The organism is Flavobacterium sp. SP2, assembly GCF_057626655.1.
Genome location: NZ_JBVHBT010000006.1, coordinates 84,248 through 103,918 on the forward strand (window position 1 = coordinate 84,248; position 19,671 = coordinate 103,918).

The window sequence follows — 19,671 nt, forward strand, 5'->3', positions numbered from 1 at the left end:
TTTATGAAATCGTATCTCACCATAGGATTACTGATACTTTCAAATGTTTTTATGACGCTGGCTTGGTACGGACATTTGAAATTTAAAGAACTTAAATGGTTTGAAAACGCTAGTTTAATAACAATTGTATTGATAAGTTGGGGTTTGGCTTTGTTTGAATATTGCTTTCAAGTTCCTGCAAACAAAATAGGTTATGAAGGCAACGGCGGTCCATTTTCGTTATTGCAGTTAAAAATAATTCAAGAAGTCATCACGTTGGTGATTTTTGTGATTTTCTCGTTGTTATTTTTCAAAAATGAAACATTAAAATGGAATCATCTTGTCGGAATGTGCTTTCTAGTCTTAGCGGTTTACTTTATATTTAAAAAATAACTTCAGCCTTCTACTTTTAATGAATAAAAATGCCGAACCGATTTACTAAATAAGATTTATAAAAATGAAAAAATATTTGATTCAAAAAACACCGTTCGTTGTACCAACCACAGACGGAAAGTTAATAGAAGAACATCACGGAATTCCAACAACTGGAAATAAAAACATTTCGATTGCACACATGATTGCGCCACCAAAATGGAGCGAACCGTTTCAAACTCCAGAATTTGAAGAATACACCTATATTATTTCTGGTAAAAAGCAATTTATAATTGAAGATGAAATAATAATTTTAGAAGCTGGACAATCCATAAAAATTGAAGCCAATACACGAGTTCAATATTCCAACCCATTTGACGAGGCTTGTGAATATATTGCAATTTGCACACCAGCTTTCGATTTTAACAAAGTGCATCGAGAAGAGAATTAAATATCAATTTCAATCTCAAAAATCAATTTCAATCTTAAAAATCAATTTCAATCCTAAAAATCAATTTCAATCTCAAAAATCAATTTCAATCCTAAAAATCAATTTCAATCCTAAAAATCAATTTCAATCTCAAAAATCAGTTTCAATCTCAAAAATCAAATAATAACTTTTTTTTATATTGACTTTTGAAATCGATTTTTGAAATTGATTTTTGAAATTGATTTTTGAAATTGATTTTTGAAATTGATTTTTGAAATTGATTTTTGAAATTGAATTCATACTTTAAGCTTTTCCAAAATCAAATTTTCGACGGCAACACTATTCCATTGCTCTTCGATATTTTCCAATTGCATCACTTCCTCCATGATTTTATTTTGAAAATCACCAATAGCTAATGCTTCTGAGTACGGTTGCAAACTAAACGTTACACGGCTGTATAATGGCATCCACTTATCCGGATGTTTGTCTGAAAACCATTTTTCAATCTTTTTTTGAAGCAAGAAATTGGCATCAGCTGTTTTTGAACTCATTTCTATAAAATTCTTCTCGGCAAGTTCGGCAATTGCATCGGCATTGGGTTTTCTAGACTTTTGATATTCCTCAAAAATTGTAGTCCAATCGTCGCCATATTTAGCGATCATTTCATTTAAAATTGTGATGTCTTCAAATCCAGCATTCATTCCTTGACCGTAAAACGGAACAATTGCATGAGCCGAATCGCCAATTAAAGCAACTTTATCGGAAAATGTCCAAGGATAACACTTCATTTTAACCAAATAACTAGTTGGGTTTTTAAAGAAATCTTCAATCAAATCGGGGATTATTTCTTTGGTATCTGGGAAAAAATTTTCGAAGAATTGAGCTAAATCGGTTTCAGTTTTTATTTTATCAAAAGAATTTTCTCCTTCAAATGGCATGAATAAAGTACACGTAAAACTTCCGTCAAGATTGGATAATCCCATCAGCATAAAATTTCCTCTTGGCCAAATGTGCAACGAATTTTTATCAATTTTATGACTTCCATCGGCATTGGCTGGAATATTCAATTCCTTGTAACCAATTTTCATGAATTCCTGTGAATAATCAAACATCGATTGGCGTTGCATTCTATGTCTGATTCTCGAAAAAGCACCATCAGCTCCAAATACTTTATCGTATTGCAAATCGGTCCATTCACCTCGCTCGGTTTCTCCTATATGCAAAGTTGCAGTTGCCAACGTAATGTCCCAAATGCGCTGTTCAAAGAAAAACTCAACACCAGCATCTTCTGCTAAATCAATCATTCTACGGTTAAGAACACCACGTGAAAGCGAAAATATGGCATCGCCTTCATTTCCATAATTCTGAGCCACAAACGTTCCGTCTTGCAAATGAATCCCGCGTTTGTCAACTGGAATTCCAATTTTCCTAATCTCGTCCTCAAGTCCAATATCTTCTAGGGTTTTCCATCCTCTATTAGACATTACTAAATTTATAGATCGACCCGAAAATTCTACCGTTCGAATGTCTTGACTTCGGTCAAAAACATGCACGGTATGCCCAAGTTTTTTGAGATATATTGCCAACAATGTTCCAACTAATCCGGAACCAACTACAGCAATTTTTTGAGGAGTTTGCATTTAAATAAAATAAGCAGTTTGGCAAATTTATTGAATTTTTAGGTGGAAAAATCATTTTTTAAATATTTATAAACTAAATACCAAAAATATTTTGTTTAATCTTTTTTATAATTTATTGAACATTTTATATATTTGTAAAAAAATTACATGAAAAATTTCACCAGACTGCAGATTAATGAAATGGATAAAATCAGAAGATTGAACCTAATTAATTCATGTACTGGCTATAAATCGGCGAATTTAATTGTTACTAAATCAAACGAAAATATTTCAAATGTCGCAGTGTTTAGTAGTATAACTCATATTGGTAGCAATCCGCCCATGCTTGGTTTCATCACGCGACCGCTTACCGTAAAACGCGACACCTACAACAACCTCAAAGAAAATCCCTACTTTACCGTCAACCATATTACAGAGGCTATGATTGCCGATGCGCACCACACTTCGGCAAGTTATGATGGCACGGTTTCAGAATTTGACAAAACTAATTTAGTTGAAGAATTTAAAGAAGGTATAGACATTCCGTTCGTAAAAAATAGCCCAATTCAATTACTATGCAAATACATTAACGAATATCATATTACTGAAAACGACACCGTACATATTATAGCAACAGTTGAAAATATATATTTTGAAGAAGAGTTACTTCACAAAGATTATTGGTTACAACTCGACAAAGGCAAAATTGTTACTGTGAATGGACTTGACGGTTATGCATTGCCAACACTACTCGATCGATTTGAATATGCGCGAGTTGACAAACCCATAAAATCAATTAAAAATGGCGCATAAAAAAGTAAACCTACCAAGTAAAATATGCGTTGTTTGCGGTTTACCATTCAATTGGAGAAAAAAATGGGAGAAAAACTGGGACGAGGTAAAATATTGTAGTGAAAAATGCAGAAGAAGTAAGAGTTAACAATCAGTCTCCAACCTTCAATTTTAAAATAATTTAAAAAAACTTAGAGTCTAGCCGACTTTGAAGCAAAAAAACATATGAATAATCTAGTTTGGTTTAGAAACGATTTACGAGTTCAAGATAACAATTCACTTTTTCAAGCTTGTAAAAAATCTGGGAAAGTAATAGGTGTTTATTTTCTCGATCCAAGAAATTTTGAAACTAATAAATATGGTTTTAAAAAAACGGAAAAATTTAGAGCAAAATTCCTTTTGGAAACGCTTCGAGATTTGAAAAACAATTTGGCAACGAAAAACATTTCTCTTTTGATATTTCATGATTTACCTGAAAATGTTTTCCCTAAATTAATTTCTGATTATGAAATTTCTAAGGTTTTCCTTCAAAAAGAATGGACAAAAGATGAAGTCAAGGTTAATTTAAATGTCAAAAATCAGAATCCTGATTTAGAATTTATAGAAGTTTACGATCAATTTTTATTTCATCCGGACGACATTCCGTACCAAGAGTTCAGTAAAATTCCTGAAGTTTTTACCGAATTCCGAAAGAAAAGTGAAAAGGAAAGTAAAATTCGTCCTTGCATTGAAATCAATGCAAAATCATCTGATAATTTAATTGATTCGTCTAATGTGATTCCGAGTTTGGAAGATTTGGGATTGGAATCATTTAAATTGAATAAAAATTCGGCTTTTCCGTTTCGTGGTGGAGAAACTGCAGCTTTGAACCGCATAGAAAATTATTTTTTTGAAACCGAAAACCTGTCAGAATACAAGAAAACCCGAAACGGATTGGTTGGCGAAAGTTACAGCTCCAAACTATCGGCTTGGTTAGCAAATGGGAGTATTTCGGCACGAACAATTTACTGGGAAATTCAAAACTACGAACGTGAAATTTGTAAAAATGAAGATACGTATTGGTTGGTTTTCGAATTAATTTGGCGCGATTATTTCAAATACATTTCACTAAAACACGGCGATAAAATTTTTAAATTAGACGGAATTTTAGGAAAAGAATACGAGTGGAAATTCAATGATAAAGCACTTCGCCAATGGATTAACGGAAATACTCGCGAACCATTTGTCAACGCCAACATGATTGAATTGCAACGCACGGGTTTTATGAGTAATCGTGGCCGACAAAACGTGGCGAGTTATTGGGCGAAAGAATGGGAACAAGATTGGCGGGTTGCCGCAGCGTATTTTGAAAGTATGTTGATTGATTATGATGTGCATTCTAATTTTGGAAATTGGATGTACAATGCCGGAGTTGGAAACGATCCGCGCGATAGAAAATTCAATATAAAACGTCAGGCAGAAATGTATGATGGCGATGGAAAATTTCAAAAGCTTTGGTTGAATCCGGATTTGTTTTAATAAGACTTCACTATTATTTTTACACTAATTTCACGAATTCTCACAGAAAACTTGTCATTTTGACAAACTAAATAGAAAATAGAAATCAATAAAAACTTTGCGACTTTGCGTCTTTGTAGCAAAAAAATAAATAAATGAAAACACTTCGACTTATTCTTGGCGATCAATTAAATATAAATCATTCATGGTTTTCAAATACGGATGAAAATGTGGTTTATTTTATGGCGGAATTGCGTCAAGAAACCGATTATGTTAGACATCATATTCAGAAAGTTGTGGCGTTTTTTCTTTCGATGCGAAATTTTGCCTCCGATTTAAAAGCTAAAAATCACAACGTTATTTATTTTGAAATTTCAGATGAAAACAATCCGCAGGATTTAGAAAAACTGATTACTCAACTAATTGAAAAGCACGATATATCAAAATTTGAATACCAATTGCCAGATGAATATCGATTGGACGAACAACTGAAAGCCATTTGCGAAATGCTAAAAATAGCATCAGAAGTTTATGATTCGGAACATTTTTATACATCACGATTGGAATTGAAAGCTTTTTTTGAAGGTAAGAAAATGCTATTGATGGAAAATTTCTATCGCATGATGCGTAAAAAACACGATGTTTTAATGCGAGGCGAAACTCCAGTAGGAAATCAGTGGAATTTTGATCACGACAACCGATTGAAATACAAAGGTCAAGTTCCGATTCCGGACGCTAAAATATTCACAAAAAATGTATCTGATTTACTTCTTCAAATTGAAAAAGCGGAAGTAAAAACATTTGGTAAAATTGACGAAAACAACTTTGTTTGGCCAACATCACGTTCAGCATGCTTAGAACAAGTACACTATTTCTGCAATCATCTTTTGAAACATTTTGGCGATTATGAAGATGCCTCGCACACTGACGAAAAATTTCTTTTTCATTCGCGATTATCGTTTGCTATGAATTCCAAAATGCTTTCGCCAAAAGAAGTAGTAGATACTGTTGTAGACTATTATTTTGAACATGAAGACGAAATTAAGATTTCGCAAGTTGAAGGATTTGTGCGTCAAATTTTGGGTTGGCGTGAATATGTGCGAGGAATTTATTGGAAAGAAATGCCCAATTATTCCAAAATGAATGCTTTAGAAAATCATAATACATTACCCGATTTTTATTGGACAGGAAAAACCAAAATGAATTGCATGCAAAAGGCGATTTCGCAAAGTTTGGAGGAAGCTTACGCGCATCACATTCAGCGTTTGATGATTATTGGAAATTTTTCATTGCTTACACAAATGCATCCCGACGAAGTTGATGCCTGGTATCTTGGCGTATACATTGATGCTATTGAATGGGTAGAATTGCCCAATACTAGAGGAATGAGTCAATATGCCGATGGTGGAATTTTGGCTACCAAACCTTATGTTTCTTCTGGAAGTTACATCAACAAAATGAGTAACTACTGTACCAATTGTCATTATTCGGTAAAAGATAAATTTGGAGAAAAAGCATGTCCTTTTAATACCTTATATTGGAATTTTCTGGATGAAAAGAAGGAGTATTTTGCTAAAAACCAACGTATGGCAATGATGATGAATCTCTTAAAAAAGATGGATTCTGAAGAAATATATAAAATTAAGGTCAAAGCCAATGAAATAATTCAAAATCTTGATAATTATTAATTTCTTTAATTATAAAAATTCACCATGTTGTGTAATATCCAATCCTAATTCTTCTTTCTCTTGACTAACACGCAAAGGAGTAATTTTATTTACAATATAAAACAATGCATAAGAAGCCGTAAACGCAAAAATTGAAACACCAATTAATGCTGTTACTTGATTGATAAATAAAGTAGTTTCGCCAAAAATCAACCCTTGATCAATCAATGCAGGATTGGCTGCTTTAGAGGCAAAAACTCCAGTTAACACCATCCCTGTCATTCCTCCTACTCCATGACACGCAAAGACATCAAGTGCATCGTCAATTTTTCCTTTGGGAAATTTACTAACAGCAAGATTACTCACAATACTACTAAAGATTCCTATAAAAATAGAATGTGGAATACTTACATAACCAGCAGCTGGAGTAATCGCTACCAAGCCAACAACTGCGCCAATACAAACACCCATTGCCGAAAGTTTATGCCCTAATATTTTATCAAAAAATACCCACGCCATAGCAGCAGCTGCAGCTGCAACAGTCGTAGTGGCTAATGCTTGTACCGCCAAACCATTGGCTCCCATTGCCGAACCAGCATTGAAACCAAACCAACCAAACCACAACAAACCGGTTCCTAATAATACATAGGTAATTCGCGCTGGGTTTACTTTTTGAACTTTACGCTTTCCCAAAAAAATGGCTCCAGCCAATGCAGCCCAACCAGCACTCATATGAACAACAGTTCCGCCAGCAAAATCTAAAACACCTAGTTTAAACAAAATTCCGTCTGGATGCCAAGTACTGTGCGCCAAAGGAGTATAAATTAATAGTATGAATAAAACCATAAATAGCATGTAAGCCCAAAATCGGATGCGTTCTGCAAAGGCTCCAGTGATGAGTGCAGGAGTGATTATAGCAAATTTAGCCTGAAACAAAGCAAACAATAAAAATGGAATTGTTGGAGCCAAACTCCACGCAGTTGTTGTACCCACATTTTGAAACAATAAATTCGGCAACGGATTTCCGACAATTCCACCTATGGAAGGTCCAAAACACAATCCAAATGCAATAACAACCCACAGCACAGTTACAATTACCATTGCCATAAAGCTTTGCAACATGGTGCTAATTACATTTTTTTTACCCACCATTCCGCCATAAAATAAGGCCAATCCTGGAGTCATCAAAAGTACCAAAGCACAAGCAACTATCATCCAAGCCGTATCTCCAGTATCAAATTGTACAGGATTAACTTGTATCGGATTTGGATTTATAAAATAATTAGAAAAAAATGTTAGTATAAGTAAGGTAGCAAGTAGGATGCTTAAAATAATTTTTCTCATTATAAATAATAAATTTTTTTTTAAAAATATAAATATTTACCAAAATACCCGTATGAAGTGATCTAATTTTTCAAATTTTTACATATTTTTCAATAATAGCCCTTAAATTTTATAGGGTTTGTAAAAATTTTTATCAAAAAAGAAGCCAGCTTTCTACAATCACCATTACGGATGAAAAATTAATTTAGTTGAAGTGTTAATTATTTCATTTTTATTGAGCTTCATTTTTCTAAACTTTCCTTCGATATACATTTTTGATTGATCGTCATAATGTTTACTCATGGGATTTCCAGATTGTCCTGAAGGAAGAATACTCACACTGTTCTCTACATCCGAAAAATCAATAATTCTTCGAGTTGATGGACCAGCTTTTACCTCATTGACCTTAGAATCAGTGTACGTAAAAATCATGTTATTAATTACTTCATTAGAACCAGCTACTTCAAAAGGTCCAACATTGAAAAAATTCCGTAAAGCTTTTACTTTCCCTATCGGATGGTTGAACTCTAAGGTATGAACTTTGCTCCAAGTCCAATTGTTCATATCATTTCCTAATTGTTTTTGCAAAGTAGAAATCGCATCTTGAAACGATTTTTTTAGAATCATGTCTCGAGTTTCTTTTTGGTTTGGAGTTTTGAGATTATCCCACCATGGCGAAAGTGCATTTTTACTTTGATTTTCAATAACTTGCTTCATAATATGAGTTCCTAAAAAGAGATTGAATTTTTCTGTACCCATTTCATCTTCAAATGTATTTTTTAGATAAAAGTAAACCCACTTATTGAAAAGTGTTGGAGCAATTTCATTTGAATTATTAGTCCCTTTCCAATTCTTCAATAAAGTCAAAGCTTGCGTTTCATTTGCGGAAGCGGAATTGTCTATACTAGAAATCCAATTCAATACAATTTGCGATGAAGTTGACGACGTGTTATCGGTAATCATTTTCTGAACATCAGTAGAAGTCCAATTGTTTTTTGAAGCTAATAAATTATCAATTCTAATTGCTCTGTCTTTCGGCAAATAATAACCCGGATACAAATAATTATTTACTGCTTCGGGCTGATTATTTGAAGAATAAACGTAATTCCATGACGGATTTATAGCTCGAGGATTTTCGGAAAAGGGTAGAAACTCTCTTTTATTGTCTGCTTCTTTTGCTCCATTTAGAATGAAATTAGGATTTACAGATTGGTCTAATTTGTACAATTTTCCAGAGGTTATCCATGCAATATTATTTTTGGCATCGCCATACATCACATTCAAACCAGGCGCATGAATTAAACCAACACCTTTATAAAAATCATCTAAATTACTGGAATGGCATAACGAATAAACCGCTTGCAGAATTTGGCTTTTTTGTTGTGTGAAAATCCACGACATTGAAATAATTTTGTCTTTAGGTAAATTATCAATTAGTCCGTTCATAACTGGACCATTTTTCGTACTTCTTACTTTTATCTTCACATCAGCACTGTCTTTGACTTTAATACTTTTTGTGATAGTTTTAAAATCTTCAAATCCACCAACTGTCTTATACTGGTTTGAGTTATTAGGATTTTCGGTAGTTTCAAACAAATCCATATCGTCGTTTTCAAACATTGTCAAACCATAAGCATAGTTGCGATTATGACCTAATAGTGGGTATGGCGTTCCAGCTAAATAATATCCATACATTTCGTAAGTTGGCGTTACAATATGTGCTTCAAACCAAGTTCCTGGCTGTGAAAAACCGATATGCGGATCGTTGGCAAAAATAACTTTTCCACTTTCGGTTTTGGCGCCACCAATTACCCAACTGTTGCTTCCAATAAATTGTGGAACAGGCGCTTTCTCTAAAAGACTTGCTACTGATTTAGAAATCTCGGAATACTCAGTTGCGGAACCATTAAAATTTTTTATTTGCTTAGTTCCAAATGAGCCGTCAATGCCGAAATCTTTTAAATATTCAGAGCCGTATTTATTTCTGATGTCTGTTATTAATGGATCTGACTTTTGAGCCATCGCAAAGCTAAATGACATATAACCATAAATATTAAACACATCTTTTATGGTTAATTTTTGTTTTTTAATACCTAAAATCGTATATTCTATAGGTGTTTTTCCTTTTTCGATGTACTGATTTATTCCATTAAGATACGCAATTGTAAGCTTATACGCTTCTGAATTTTTATCTAATTGCGCAATTGCAATTTCTGATGCTTCTTCGATACCCAAACCAGAGAAAAATTTATCATTTTTCAACATAACTGAACCAAATATTTCAGATAATTTTCCTGGTGCAATTCGGCGCATGAGTTCCATTTGCCATAAGCGATCTTGTGCATGAACATAACCTAAAGCAGTCATGGCGTCTTGTTGCGAATTGGCATAAATATGTGGTACTCCAAAATCGTCAAAATATACGGTAGTTTCGGTTTTAATAGTACTTAACTGAATTTCACCTTCATATTTAGGCTTTGTATATTGCAAGTAAAAAAAAATAAAAACAGATACTAGTAAGATAATTGAAAGAATAAATACAAGAGCTTTTTTAAATACCTTCATTTGACGCATAAGATTTTATCAAATGTAGAAAAAATATCTCATTAATATTAGTTGTAAAAAAGGAATTGAATAAAAAAGTGGGCTTAAATTCTATCGAATTTAAGCCCACTAACTATAATTAACTCAAAAATTTATTATTTTTTCTTACCGTCAATAATTGCTCCTGTACCAGCACCAACTCCAGCACCAGCTAAACCACCAATAATAGCGCCTTCGCCTTTTTTCTTGCTAATTGCAGCACCAGTTATTGCACCAACTCCGGCTCCAATAACAGCACCTTTGGCTGCGCCACTCCAACCTTTTTTCTTGGTTGTTGTAGTAGTTGTAGTGGAAGAAGCTCCATTTTGATGTACGTATACAACTTCTTTCTGTTGTTTTTGTTCTTCAACTTTTGCCATTTCTAAATTCATAGAATCGATGATTCTTTGTTTAGCAATTTCAGTTTTCATAGAATCAATAACGGCTTGTTTTTGATCTTGAACTATACCTTGTTTGTCAGCGTTTTTACATGACACTAACATTATTGATGCGCTTAAAAATACATATACTGCTTTCATAATTTTAATATTTAGGGTTATTACTTATTGTTTTACAAAGTAACAACCCATTTATGATTATAATGTTATATAATTATTTTTGAAATTTACATTATTATAATAATTAATGCGACTGAATTCCAGCCTTTAAGATTTGTCCAAAAGTGTACATGTCTTCAAAACTGCAATACAATGGCACTGGTGCAAAACGAATAACGTTAGGTTCGCGCCAATCGGTAACGACTCCATTTTTCATTAAATAATCAAATAAACTTCGTCCTTCACCATGAAAAAACACAGACAATTGGCAAGCTCGTTCTTCTTGATTTGCAGGTGTAATAATTTCGAAATGACCTTTTACTTCTTGATCAATTTCATGTAAAATAAATTCAAGATACGATGTAATGAGGTTTCTTTTTTGGATTAATTTATCCATTCCTACTTCGTCAAAAAGTTCAACCGATGCTAAATATGGAGCCAAAGACAAAATTGGTAAATTGCTTACTTGCCAGCCATCGGCGCCATGAACAGGCTCAAAATTGGGTTCCATTTTAAATCGTCGTTCTTTATTATGACCCCACCAACCTGCAAATCTTGGCAAATCGTTATTGAAATGATGTTTTTCATGAATGAAACATCCAGAAGCATTTCCTGGACCAGAATTCATGTATTTATAAGAACACCAAGCGGCAAAATCTACATTCCAATTGTGTAGATCCAGTTTTATATTTCCAGCAGCATGAGCCAAGTCGAAGCCAACATAAGCACCAACTTTATGACCCGCTTCGGTGATGGTTTTCATATCGAAAACTTGACCGGTATAATAATTTACACCTCCAAATAATACTAATGCAAGTTCATCTCCAACTTCATTTATTTTCGCAATAATATCTTCCAGACGAATATTGTGTTCTCCTTCTCGTCGTTTTATTTCGATAATTGCATCTTCTGGTTTATAGCCATGTGCATGAACCTGCGATTGGAACATGTATTGATCTGATGGAAATGCTTTTTCTTCACAAATAATTTTATATCGGGTTTTGGTTGGTCTATAAAAAGACACCATCAATAAATGAAGATTTATTGTAAGGGTGTTCATGACCGTTACTTCTGACGGTTTTGATCCGATAATTTTACTTAATGGATTGGCAAATCGTTCGTGATAATCCCACCAAGGTTTTTCGGCATAAAAATGACCTTCTACGGCTAAGTTTGCCCAATCGTTCATTACTTCGTCTACATAACTCTTAGTTCGCTTAGGTTGTAAACCCAATGAATTTCCGGTAAAGTAAATTACGTTTTTGCCATTGTGTTGCGGAAAAATAAATTCGTTTCGGTAGTGGCTTAAAATATCTTGTGCATCAAGTTGCTGCGCAAATTCTAGTGTATTTTGAAATGTCATTGTGCGTTTTTTAGTGTGGTAAAAATATAGAAAAGTTTAGGAGTTTAAAAGTTTAATTGTTTTAAAGTTACTAACTATTTCTTAGAAATTTTAATTTCACAAAAGACATAACTCTTTAGCCCTGATGCTACAATTGTTTGAGCTCTTCATTTTATTTTTTTTAAAATGAAAGCGAGTTGTAGCAGCAGGAATAGGGATTGTTGAAAATGCCTTGCTTATGGCTCCAAAAAAAAATCCCACCGCTGCCGATGGGATTCTATTTTTAATATTGAACTATGATTATAAGATCAACATGGCATCGCCGTAAGAATAAAATTTATATTTTTCTTCTACTGCTATTTCGTAGGCTTTTTTCATCAAGTCGTGACCGCAAAATGCTGATATCATCATTAATAATGTTGATTTTGGTGTGTGGAAATTGGTTACCATAGCATCGGCAATACTGAAATCGTGTGGTGGAAAGATGAATTTGTTAGTCCATCCATCAAACGGATTTAAAGTACGCTGCGATGAAACAGCACTTTCTAATGCACGCATTGAAGTGGTACCAACACAACAGATTTTTTTCTTTTTGGCTTTGGCATTATTAACAATATCGCAAGCTTCTTGGGTGATTTTTAGCTCCTCTGAATCCATTTTGTGTTTCGATAAATCTTCAACTTCTACTGGATTGAAAGTTCCTAAACCTACGTGAAGTGTAACTTCGGCAAAGTCGATTCCTTTAATTTCAAGTCTTTTTAAAAGGTGTTTAGAGAAGTGTAAGCCTGCAGTTGGCGCTGCAACAGCACCTTCTTCTTTGGCATAAATGGTTTGGTAACGTTCGGCATCTTCTTCGGTTACTTCACGATTGATGTATTTTGGGATTGGAGTTTCTCCAAGTTCTGTAAGTTTGTTTCTAAATTCTTCATAAGAACCGTCATATAAAAAACGTAAGGTTCTACCACGAGAAGTTGTATTATCGATAACTTCGGCTACTAGTGAGTCGTCGTCTCCAAAATACAATTTATTTCCAATTCTAATTTTTCGAGCTGGATCTACAAGTACGTCCCAAAGTCGTTGCTCTGCATTTAATTCTCTTAGCAAGAAAACTTCGATTCTTGCACCAGTTTTTTCTTTGTTTCCGTACATTCTTGCTGGAAAAACTTTGGTGTTGTTCAATACAAAAACATCGCCATCATCGAAATAATTGATGATGTCTTTAAACATTTTATGTTCTATGGTTCCTTTTTTTCTATCGATAACCATCAAACGAGATTCGTCGCGGTTTTCAGCTGGATATTCGGCTAATAATTCTGCTGGTAAATTGAATTGAAAATGAGATAATTTCATTTAAGAGAGTTTAAAAGTTTAAGAGTTTAAAAGTATAAGGTAGTTTCCTGTAGACATTTAAAATTCAGTTTGCAAATATACGATTGTGAAATAGGCGTTGTCAAGTGTTTTGACGTTTATTTTGAAAAGATTCTCAGTTTACTAGATTTAGGCATTAGTAGATTCAATAATATCGAAACCAACACTTTGTAAATCCTCCCAAAAAGTTGGGTACGACTTAGAAACTACCTCAGCATCTTCAATTATTATGGGAACTTTTAATGCTAGTGGCGCAAATGCCATCGCCATTCGGTGGTCTTGATAGGTTTTTATTGCAACGTTATCGTTAATTTTTGATGACGATTTTAATGTCAAACTATCGTTGGTTACCGATATAATTGCTCCCAACTTTGAAAGTTCTGATTTTAATGCTTCCAATCTGTCGGTTTCCTTTATTTTTAAGGTGTGCAAACCTGTTAAATGACATCCAACACCTAATCCGAAACACGTTACAGCAATGGTTTGAGCAATATCTGGGCAATTGTTTAGTTGCAAATTGTGAGTTGTAGTTGGTGAATTTGCGACTTTATGTAAAAGGATTGTAGTATCTTCAAATGAAGTTTCGACACCAAAGTTTTTGTAAATTGCTACTAATGCCGAATCGCCTTGAAGACTATCGTTTTTATAGCTTGAAAGTCTTACTTGTGTCCCAAGTTCTGAAAGTGCAACGATAGAATACCAATAGGATGCCGAACTCCAGTCGGATTCAATTAAGAGTTTTGAATTGGGAATAATCAGTTTTGGTTCTACCGAAATAACATTGGTAATAAATGAAGTTTGCACACCAATTTCGTTAAGCAACGCCAAAGTCATTTTGATGTATGGAATAGAGGTTATTTCACCTTCTAAGGTTAATTCTAATCCGTTTTCGAGTTTTGGTGCTATTAGTAAAAGTGCCGAAATGTACTGACTGCTAACATTTGCTGGTAGCGAAACTTTATTTTGTGTCAACTTTTTCCCTTTTATCTTTATGGGCGGAAATCCATCAGCTTCTTCATATGAAATTGCTGCACCTAATTGATTTAATGTTTCAACAAGTATTTTTATCGGACGTTCTTTCATTCGCGAAGAACCAGTTAATACAACTTCCTGATTTTCCTGAATTGCAAAAAAAGCAGTTAAAAACCGCATGGCCGTTCCTGCATGATGAACATCTACTAGTAATGATTTTTGACTTTTGATTTTTGATTTTTGAAGTGCATCAGCCATCACTTCCGAATCATCAGAATTGGAGGTGTTTTCTATCGAAATATTTGGATATAAAGCTTGCAACAACAACAATCTGTTGGTTTCAGATTTACTTCCGGTTATTTTAACTTTTATCTTTTGACTTTCGACTTTCGACTTATTTAATTGTAAATTCATTATTTTGTAACGACTTTTAATCCGATTATTGATATTATTAAAGTGCTGATGAAGAAAACGCGCCAAAAAGTTGCCGGTTCTTTAAAGATAAAAATTCCCACAAGTACGCTACCAACTGCTCCAATACCTGTCCAAACGGCATAGGCGGTTCCAATTGGTAATTCTTTGCTGACTTTTACTAATAAAACCATACTGATTGTAAGGCACACCAAAAATGCCAAATACCAAAATAGCATTGCATTTCCAGTTGCTTCTTTGGCTTTGCCTAAACACGTTGCAAAAGCAACTTCGAACAAACCAGCAATTATTAGCACTATCCAGTTCACAATTATTTCAATTTTTCGTTGTTTTGATGTCTATCGTGGTCGCGGTTGGTTTTCACGTCTAATTTTTTATCAAAAGCAGCTTGAAGGTCTATTCCGGTTTGATTGGCAAGGCATAAAACTACAAAAACTACATCGGCAAGTTCTTCACCTAGGTCTTTATTTTTATCAGATTCTTTTTCAGATTGCTCACCATATCTTCGGGCTATAATTCGGGCAACTTCACCTACTTCTTCGGTAAGTTGTGCCATATTGGTAAGTTCGTTAAAATAACGAACGCCGTGGTTTTTTATCCAATTATCAACTTCTAGTTGGGAGTTTTTTAGGTTCATTTTAGATTATTTTTCTACAGTTACAGATTATTTAAAACAGCATAATCTTTACAACAAAGATACAAATGCAACTTTAATAAATAGGAGAAATGAAGCCTAATGAATACAAATGATTATATTTTTTTCAATATTATTTTTTCTTTTTGCTTATCAAGCATTAGCTTGTAAAATTCTTTTAAGTTGTCGTATTGATTAGCTTGAATGACAGATGAATTAATCTCGAAAATCACATTGACACTAATTTGCTTTTCTTTATTTATAGTTGAAAAAATAAAATTAGTTTGTTTATCGTCTAATGCAATCGTAAATGATTTAGGCAAACTTTCAACAGCATATCCGTCTGGAATTGTAAATATAAAAGTGAATTTATGTTTTAAAGGAAACGCAAAATCTACAGGATAGGCTCGATTTTCTTGCGTAAAGGGATTTTGTTCCATGGCAAAATAGAGCATTGGCGAAAAATATAATTTTTCTCCTATACTTTCTACTGCATCATTTTCGACAAAAGAATAAATTTCTACAATCGGTTCATATAGTAATTTATCATTTTTGAGTTCATAATTAGTAATCTCAAGTCCTGAATTCTTAATTTCCATTTTTTCTAAATACGATTCTTGAGAAATACCAGAATAGTTTTGTCGAAATTTTAGTGCATTGTAATCAAAATGTTGCTCTTTAATTTGTCCAGAAATTTTACCATCTGTAGTTAAATTAGCAACTAGATTCATGTTATACAGTGAGTTTACAGTTGGGGTCAAATTTACTTCTTCCGATGAACCATCTCGATTAATCAGCCTTCCTTTATCATTTAAATCTCTTGTTGGAAGAGTATTAATAGTGCAAAATTTATCGGTTGCATCAAGTAGATACTGTTTTCCATCTACTACAACTGAAGCAATAACATAATTAAATCGGTTACGATTTGGAAACAACGCAATTCCATTTTCTCTAGTACTGAGCAAAACTGGATTAGCTTCTAATCCGCCCATTTTTAACATTGCAGTTAAAATCAAATTAATTTCGGCCACATTTCCAGTTGATTCTGAATACGCCTTTTCAACGCCATCTCTAACATAATATCCATATTTACCATTCCAATTCATTTTGGTTTTTACAAATTCGTAAATCTGTTTTAATTTATCGAATTTTGATTCAAACTTTTCATTTATCCGTTTTAAATCAGTTACGAAATACTCCCATTTTTTTAATTCGGCACCAAAGTTTTTCTCTTCATAGATAGATTTCGCAACACTTTCCCATGAAGTCGCAATTTGCTTTACTGGTTCATCAGGATATTGAATTGTTTTGAGTTCGTGTTCGATTTTTCCATAGTAATCGTTGATGTTACTCACATAATTTTCTTCAATTAAGGCAGGAATATTAACAGCCTGATAAATAGTTTTTACTTGCTGATACGAAAATTGTTTAGTAATATTATGCTCATCCATATACGATTGCGACTCTTGCTCAATCTTGTCTTTAAGACTTACTTCTACATAACCCGACTTTATAACTTGATACAAATAAAAACCTGGTATTTCTGTTTGAAATTGGGCAAAATCTACTGGAATATTATATTGATATTGAAAAACGGGTAACTCGTTTATATTTTGCGATTTAAATTCATATTCAAGTTCTATAATCGAGCCTTCAACCACATTAGGAAATGTAACCATTTTGGTTTCCCATTGATCGTTTACTTTTCCAATAAATTTACTTTCTTTAGCTACTTTGGTTTTTGTAATTTTTCCATTATCTAAATTATAAGTATAGGCTTTAGAAATTTTAACTTGTTCGTCTTCTAAATTTTTATAGCCAACATAGTACGGAATTTCAAAATTTGCCCACTGCAGACCTTCTTTTTTATAAATTTTCAACTTAATGGAGAATTCGGTTATAGTTGAAAAACCATCTTTGTTAGAATATTTATAAACCGTTCGCGCTTTTTTAAAGAGAATTGCTGCACTAGCAGATGTATCTGTAGGATGCACTTTTTGCTCAAGTTCTTTTACCGTTACTTTTCCTAATTCTTGTTTTTGTGCAAGTCCTATCCACACAACGAATAGACTAAGCAGCATAAAATAATTTTTCATTTAGATTTTTTTTAATACTATTCTTTCAAGTTCTTTAGAAACCATTTCGTCATAAAATTTTTTTACTGTTTCATAATACCCTGATTCAATTGTAGATTGGTTAATTTCTCTTGTATAAGAAAGTTGTATTTGATTTCCACTATTGGTTATGATGTACTTAAGGCTTCCTAAATTATCTGACATTGTAGCGAACGCATTTTTAGGTAAATTGTCAACCTCAAAACCTTCTGGAATTTTTATAGTAATATTAAATTTATTTTGGGTTGGGTAAACAAAATCAATCGGATAGTTTCGATGCTCATTTTTGAATAAATTCTCGGTAGTTGCCAAAAACAGCAATGGAGAAAAGTACATTTTATCATTAATAACCTCTACAAGATTATTTGAAGTGAAGCTATAATTTTCAATTAATGGCATTGTAAGATCGAGCTTATTGTCAACTGAATATTCAAAAATTTCAATTTCAGAATGTTTTTTTTGTAGTTGTTCAATTACGCTATCATCATTAATTCCGACATTCTTTTCTCTAAAAACAAAGGCATTATAGTCGTAATATATTTCTTTACACTTACCCGACAAATCTCCTTTTTCATTTATTGAAGCAATGATATTAACGACATCTTTAGAATGATAATTTGGTGATAAATCTATTGTTGTTGACGATCCATCTTTCTTAATTATCCTGCCAAACCAATTTAAATCTCGTATTGGCAAGACATTAAATAGTGAAAATTTGTTTGTTGCATCCAACAAAATTGTCTTTCCTTCCAATTCTACACAAGCAATAACATTATTGAACGAATCTAAGCTGGGATAGGTTGCGATTCCGTTAGACCTTGTACTCACAAGTGCTGGATTGGCATTAATTCCGGCATACTGAAGCATTGAAATTAATATTAAATTTATTTCTGCTGAATTTCCAGTGCTGCTTTTATATGCTTTTTTTACTCCATCGCTACAAAATTTGCTTGTCGTATTATTCCAGCTCATTCGCGATTTTACAAAATTAAAAATTACTGCAGCTTTGTTTTCATTTCCTGAAAAACCCTGTAATAATTGATTCAAATCATTCTCAAAATAATCTGTTTTTGAAATTTCACCACCAAATTTTTCATCTTTATCTATTGTTTTCGATACTGATTCCCAGTCGAATGAATACGATTTATAGTTGGAATTAGGAAAATTGGTTGCAGACAATTCATGCTGCAGAGAAAATCGATAATTATCTATGTTATTAACTAAAATTTCATCTTCTAATGCAGGAATGTCTTGCATAACATAAGTTGTTAGAATTTCATCAAATGTAACATTATCATAAAAAAAGTATGACTTAGTTACATAATCATTACTCCTACCCTTAGATTGTAAAACTAAATTTGCTGGTTTTCGTTCAGAATTAATTATGGGTTGTCTAGCGCCTTTAAGTCTTGCGGTGAAAATATAACTCTCAGGAACTATGGTGGTAAATTTAGAATACTTTACAGGAATATTTTTTTGAAATTCCCATTCTGGAATATAATTTTCATCCGGAGAAGTGATCCTAAACTTGAACTCTATTATTGAACCTTCTTTTACGTTAGGCAACGTAATACTTTTTTTTGAATAAAAATCATTTACTTTTTCGGTAAACTCTCCATCTTTTTTCACTTTAGATTTGACAATTTTGCCATTTTCTAAATTATAGGTAGTAGCATCAACAACAGATACTAGACCATTTTCTTGCACACCTGAAAAAAAATTTACAGATTGATTGGCATAATTATATCCCTCTTTTTTATAAATCTTAATTTTAGTTGTTATTGTCGTTATTAACTCTAGCCCATTATTACCAGCATATCCAAAACTAGTTTCGCCAATGGTAAATAATACAACGGCTACTGCAGAAGTATCGCTTGGATATTTTTTTTCAAGAAGCTCGTTAACAGTAACATTTCCCAACTTATAATTTTGCGAGTAGCAAAAATAAAATTGAAGAGTAAAGAAAATGAAAAGCAGTATTTTTTTAAGC

At 33.0% G+C, this 19,671-nt stretch carries 17 protein-coding genes; 6 read left to right on the forward strand and 11 right to left on the reverse strand.

Annotation, left to right across the window (positions count from 1 at the left end; translation table 11 throughout):
- Positions 1 to 3: 3 nt before the first annotated feature.
- Together ACZ098_RS12920 and ACZ098_RS12925 are read left to right on the forward strand one after the other, a co-directional pair.
- Positions 4 to 372, forward strand: a complete 369-nt coding sequence (locus ACZ098_RS12920) for a DMT family protein (RefSeq protein WP_487312170.1) — start codon at positions 4 to 6, stop codon at positions 370 to 372.
- Between the two features lie 64 nt (positions 373 to 436).
- A complete protein-coding gene (locus ACZ098_RS12925) occupies positions 437 to 802 on the forward strand; it encodes a cupin domain-containing protein (RefSeq protein WP_487312171.1) in 366 nt (121 codons plus the stop codon).
- Between the two features lie 275 nt (positions 803 to 1,077).
- Here ACZ098_RS12925 and ACZ098_RS12930 read toward each other — a convergent pair whose 3' ends face one another.
- Positions 1,078 to 2,421, reverse strand: a complete 1,344-nt coding sequence (locus tag ACZ098_RS12930) for an FAD-dependent oxidoreductase (protein ID WP_487312172.1) — start codon at positions 2,419 to 2,421, stop codon at positions 1,078 to 1,080.
- Between the two features lie 147 nt (positions 2,422 to 2,568).
- Between ACZ098_RS12930 and ACZ098_RS12935 the strand changes: the two genes are divergently transcribed.
- The 4 genes from ACZ098_RS12935 to ACZ098_RS12950 all read left to right on the forward strand — a co-directional run bounded on the left by ACZ098_RS12935 (position 2,569) and on the right by ACZ098_RS12950 (position 6,377).
- A complete protein-coding gene (locus tag ACZ098_RS12935) occupies positions 2,569 to 3,213 on the forward strand; it encodes a flavin reductase family protein (RefSeq protein WP_487312173.1) in 645 nt (214 codons plus the stop codon).
- On the forward strand, positions 3,203 to 3,340 hold the full coding sequence (locus ACZ098_RS12940) for a DUF2256 domain-containing protein (protein WP_487312174.1): 138 nt from the start codon (positions 3,203 to 3,205) through the stop codon (positions 3,338 to 3,340). The genes ACZ098_RS12935 and ACZ098_RS12940 overlap by 11 nt, the downstream gene beginning before the upstream one ends.
- 77 nt (positions 3,341 to 3,417) lie before the next feature.
- Positions 3,418 to 4,710 carry a DASH family cryptochrome gene (locus ACZ098_RS12945; RefSeq protein ID WP_487312175.1) on the forward strand — a complete coding sequence of 431 codons (1,293 nt, stop codon included), beginning with the start codon at positions 3,418 to 3,420 and terminating at the stop codon, positions 4,708 to 4,710.
- Between the two features lie 134 nt (positions 4,711 to 4,844).
- Complete coding sequence (locus ACZ098_RS12950) at positions 4,845 to 6,377, forward strand: cryptochrome/photolyase family protein (protein WP_487312176.1); 1,533 nt, start codon at positions 4,845 to 4,847, stop codon at positions 6,375 to 6,377.
- Positions 6,378 to 6,386: 9 nt separating this feature from the next.
- Here ACZ098_RS12950 and ACZ098_RS12955 read toward each other — a convergent pair whose 3' ends face one another.
- From ACZ098_RS12955 to ACZ098_RS13000, 10 genes are all read right to left on the reverse strand, one after another.
- Complete coding sequence (locus ACZ098_RS12955; protein ID WP_487312177.1) at positions 6,387 to 7,700, reverse strand: ammonium transporter; 1,314 nt, start codon at positions 7,698 to 7,700, stop codon at positions 6,387 to 6,389.
- 165 nt (positions 7,701 to 7,865) lie between these two features.
- A complete protein-coding gene (locus tag ACZ098_RS12960; RefSeq protein WP_487312178.1) occupies positions 7,866 to 10,244 on the reverse strand; it encodes a penicillin acylase family protein in 2,379 nt (792 codons plus the stop codon).
- 134 nt (positions 10,245 to 10,378) lie between these two features.
- On the reverse strand, positions 10,379 to 10,801 hold the full coding sequence (locus ACZ098_RS12965; RefSeq protein WP_487312179.1) for a YMGG-like glycine zipper-containing protein: 423 nt from the start codon (positions 10,799 to 10,801) through the stop codon (positions 10,379 to 10,381).
- 103 nt (positions 10,802 to 10,904) lie between these two features.
- A complete protein-coding gene (gene kynU, locus ACZ098_RS12970; protein WP_487312180.1) occupies positions 10,905 to 12,182 on the reverse strand; it encodes a kynureninase in 1,278 nt (425 codons plus the stop codon).
- A gap of 279 nt (positions 12,183 to 12,461) precedes the next feature.
- The gene (gene queA / locus ACZ098_RS12975; RefSeq protein WP_487312181.1) at positions 12,462 to 13,511 is read right to left on the reverse strand and encodes a tRNA preQ1(34) S-adenosylmethionine ribosyltransferase-isomerase QueA; all 1,050 of its coding nucleotides are present in this window, start codon (positions 13,509 to 13,511) and stop codon (positions 12,462 to 12,464) included.
- A 147-nt stretch (positions 13,512 to 13,658) separates the two neighbouring features.
- The gene (gene aroA, locus ACZ098_RS12980) at positions 13,659 to 14,915 is read right to left on the reverse strand and encodes a 3-phosphoshikimate 1-carboxyvinyltransferase (protein ID WP_487312182.1); all 1,257 of its coding nucleotides are present in this window, start codon (positions 14,913 to 14,915) and stop codon (positions 13,659 to 13,661) included.
- Positions 14,915 to 15,241 carry a DMT family transporter gene (locus ACZ098_RS12985; protein WP_487312183.1) on the reverse strand — a complete coding sequence of 109 codons (327 nt, stop codon included), beginning with the start codon at positions 15,239 to 15,241 and terminating at the stop codon, positions 14,915 to 14,917. Before ACZ098_RS12985 ends, aroA begins: the two co-directional genes overlap by 1 nt.
- Positions 15,242 to 15,243: 2 nt before the next feature.
- Positions 15,244 to 15,570 carry a nucleotide pyrophosphohydrolase gene (locus ACZ098_RS12990; RefSeq protein ID WP_487312184.1) on the reverse strand — a complete coding sequence of 109 codons (327 nt, stop codon included), beginning with the start codon at positions 15,568 to 15,570 and terminating at the stop codon, positions 15,244 to 15,246.
- A gap of 113 nt (positions 15,571 to 15,683) precedes the next feature.
- On the reverse strand, positions 15,684 to 17,663 hold the full coding sequence (locus ACZ098_RS12995) for a DUF3858 domain-containing protein (RefSeq protein ID WP_487312185.1): 1,980 nt from the start codon (positions 17,661 to 17,663) through the stop codon (positions 15,684 to 15,686).
- The gene (locus ACZ098_RS13000; RefSeq protein ID WP_487312186.1) at positions 17,664 to 19,601 is read right to left on the reverse strand and encodes a DUF3858 domain-containing protein; all 1,938 of its coding nucleotides are present in this window, start codon (positions 19,599 to 19,601) and stop codon (positions 17,664 to 17,666) included. It lies immediately after the preceding gene.
- Positions 19,602 to 19,671: the final 70 nt, after the last annotated feature.

Excerpts from the sequence above, each read along its gene's own strand:
- ACZ098_RS12920 (WP_487312170.1), top strand. The coding sequence starts at position 4 with ATGAAATCGTATCTCACCATAGGATTACTGATACTTTCAAATGTTTTT.
- ACZ098_RS12925 (WP_487312171.1), top strand. The coding sequence starts at position 437 with ATGAAAAAATATTTGATTCAAAAAACACCGTTCGTTGTACCAACCACA.
- ACZ098_RS12930 (WP_487312172.1), bottom strand. The coding sequence starts at position 2,421 with ATGCAAACTCCTCAAAAAATTGCTGTAGTTGGTTCCGGATTAGTTGGA.
- ACZ098_RS12935 (WP_487312173.1), top strand. The coding sequence starts at position 2,569 with ATGAAAAATTTCACCAGACTGCAGATTAATGAAATGGATAAAATCAGA.
- ACZ098_RS12940 (WP_487312174.1), top strand. The coding sequence starts at position 3,203 with ATGGCGCATAAAAAAGTAAACCTACCAAGTAAAATATGCGTTGTTTGC.
- ACZ098_RS12945 (WP_487312175.1), top strand. The coding sequence starts at position 3,418 with ATGAATAATCTAGTTTGGTTTAGAAACGATTTACGAGTTCAAGATAAC.
- ACZ098_RS12950 (WP_487312176.1), top strand. The coding sequence starts at position 4,845 with ATGAAAACACTTCGACTTATTCTTGGCGATCAATTAAATATAAATCAT.
- ACZ098_RS12955 (WP_487312177.1), bottom strand. The coding sequence starts at position 7,700 with ATGAGAAAAATTATTTTAAGCATCCTACTTGCTACCTTACTTATACTA.
- ACZ098_RS12960 (WP_487312178.1), bottom strand. The coding sequence starts at position 10,244 with ATGAAGGTATTTAAAAAAGCTCTTGTATTTATTCTTTCAATTATCTTA.
- ACZ098_RS12965 (WP_487312179.1), bottom strand. The coding sequence starts at position 10,801 with ATGAAAGCAGTATATGTATTTTTAAGCGCATCAATAATGTTAGTGTCA.
- kynU (WP_487312180.1), bottom strand. The coding sequence starts at position 12,182 with ATGACATTTCAAAATACACTAGAATTTGCGCAGCAACTTGATGCACAA.
- queA (WP_487312181.1), bottom strand. The coding sequence starts at position 13,511 with ATGAAATTATCTCATTTTCAATTCAATTTACCAGCAGAATTATTAGCC.
- aroA (WP_487312182.1), bottom strand. The coding sequence starts at position 14,915 with ATGAATTTACAATTAAATAAGTCGAAAGTCGAAAGTCAAAAGATAAAA.
- ACZ098_RS12990 (WP_487312184.1), bottom strand. The coding sequence starts at position 15,570 with ATGAACCTAAAAAACTCCCAACTAGAAGTTGATAATTGGATAAAAAAC.
- ACZ098_RS12995 (WP_487312185.1), bottom strand. The coding sequence starts at position 17,663 with ATGAAAAATTATTTTATGCTGCTTAGTCTATTCGTTGTGTGGATAGGA.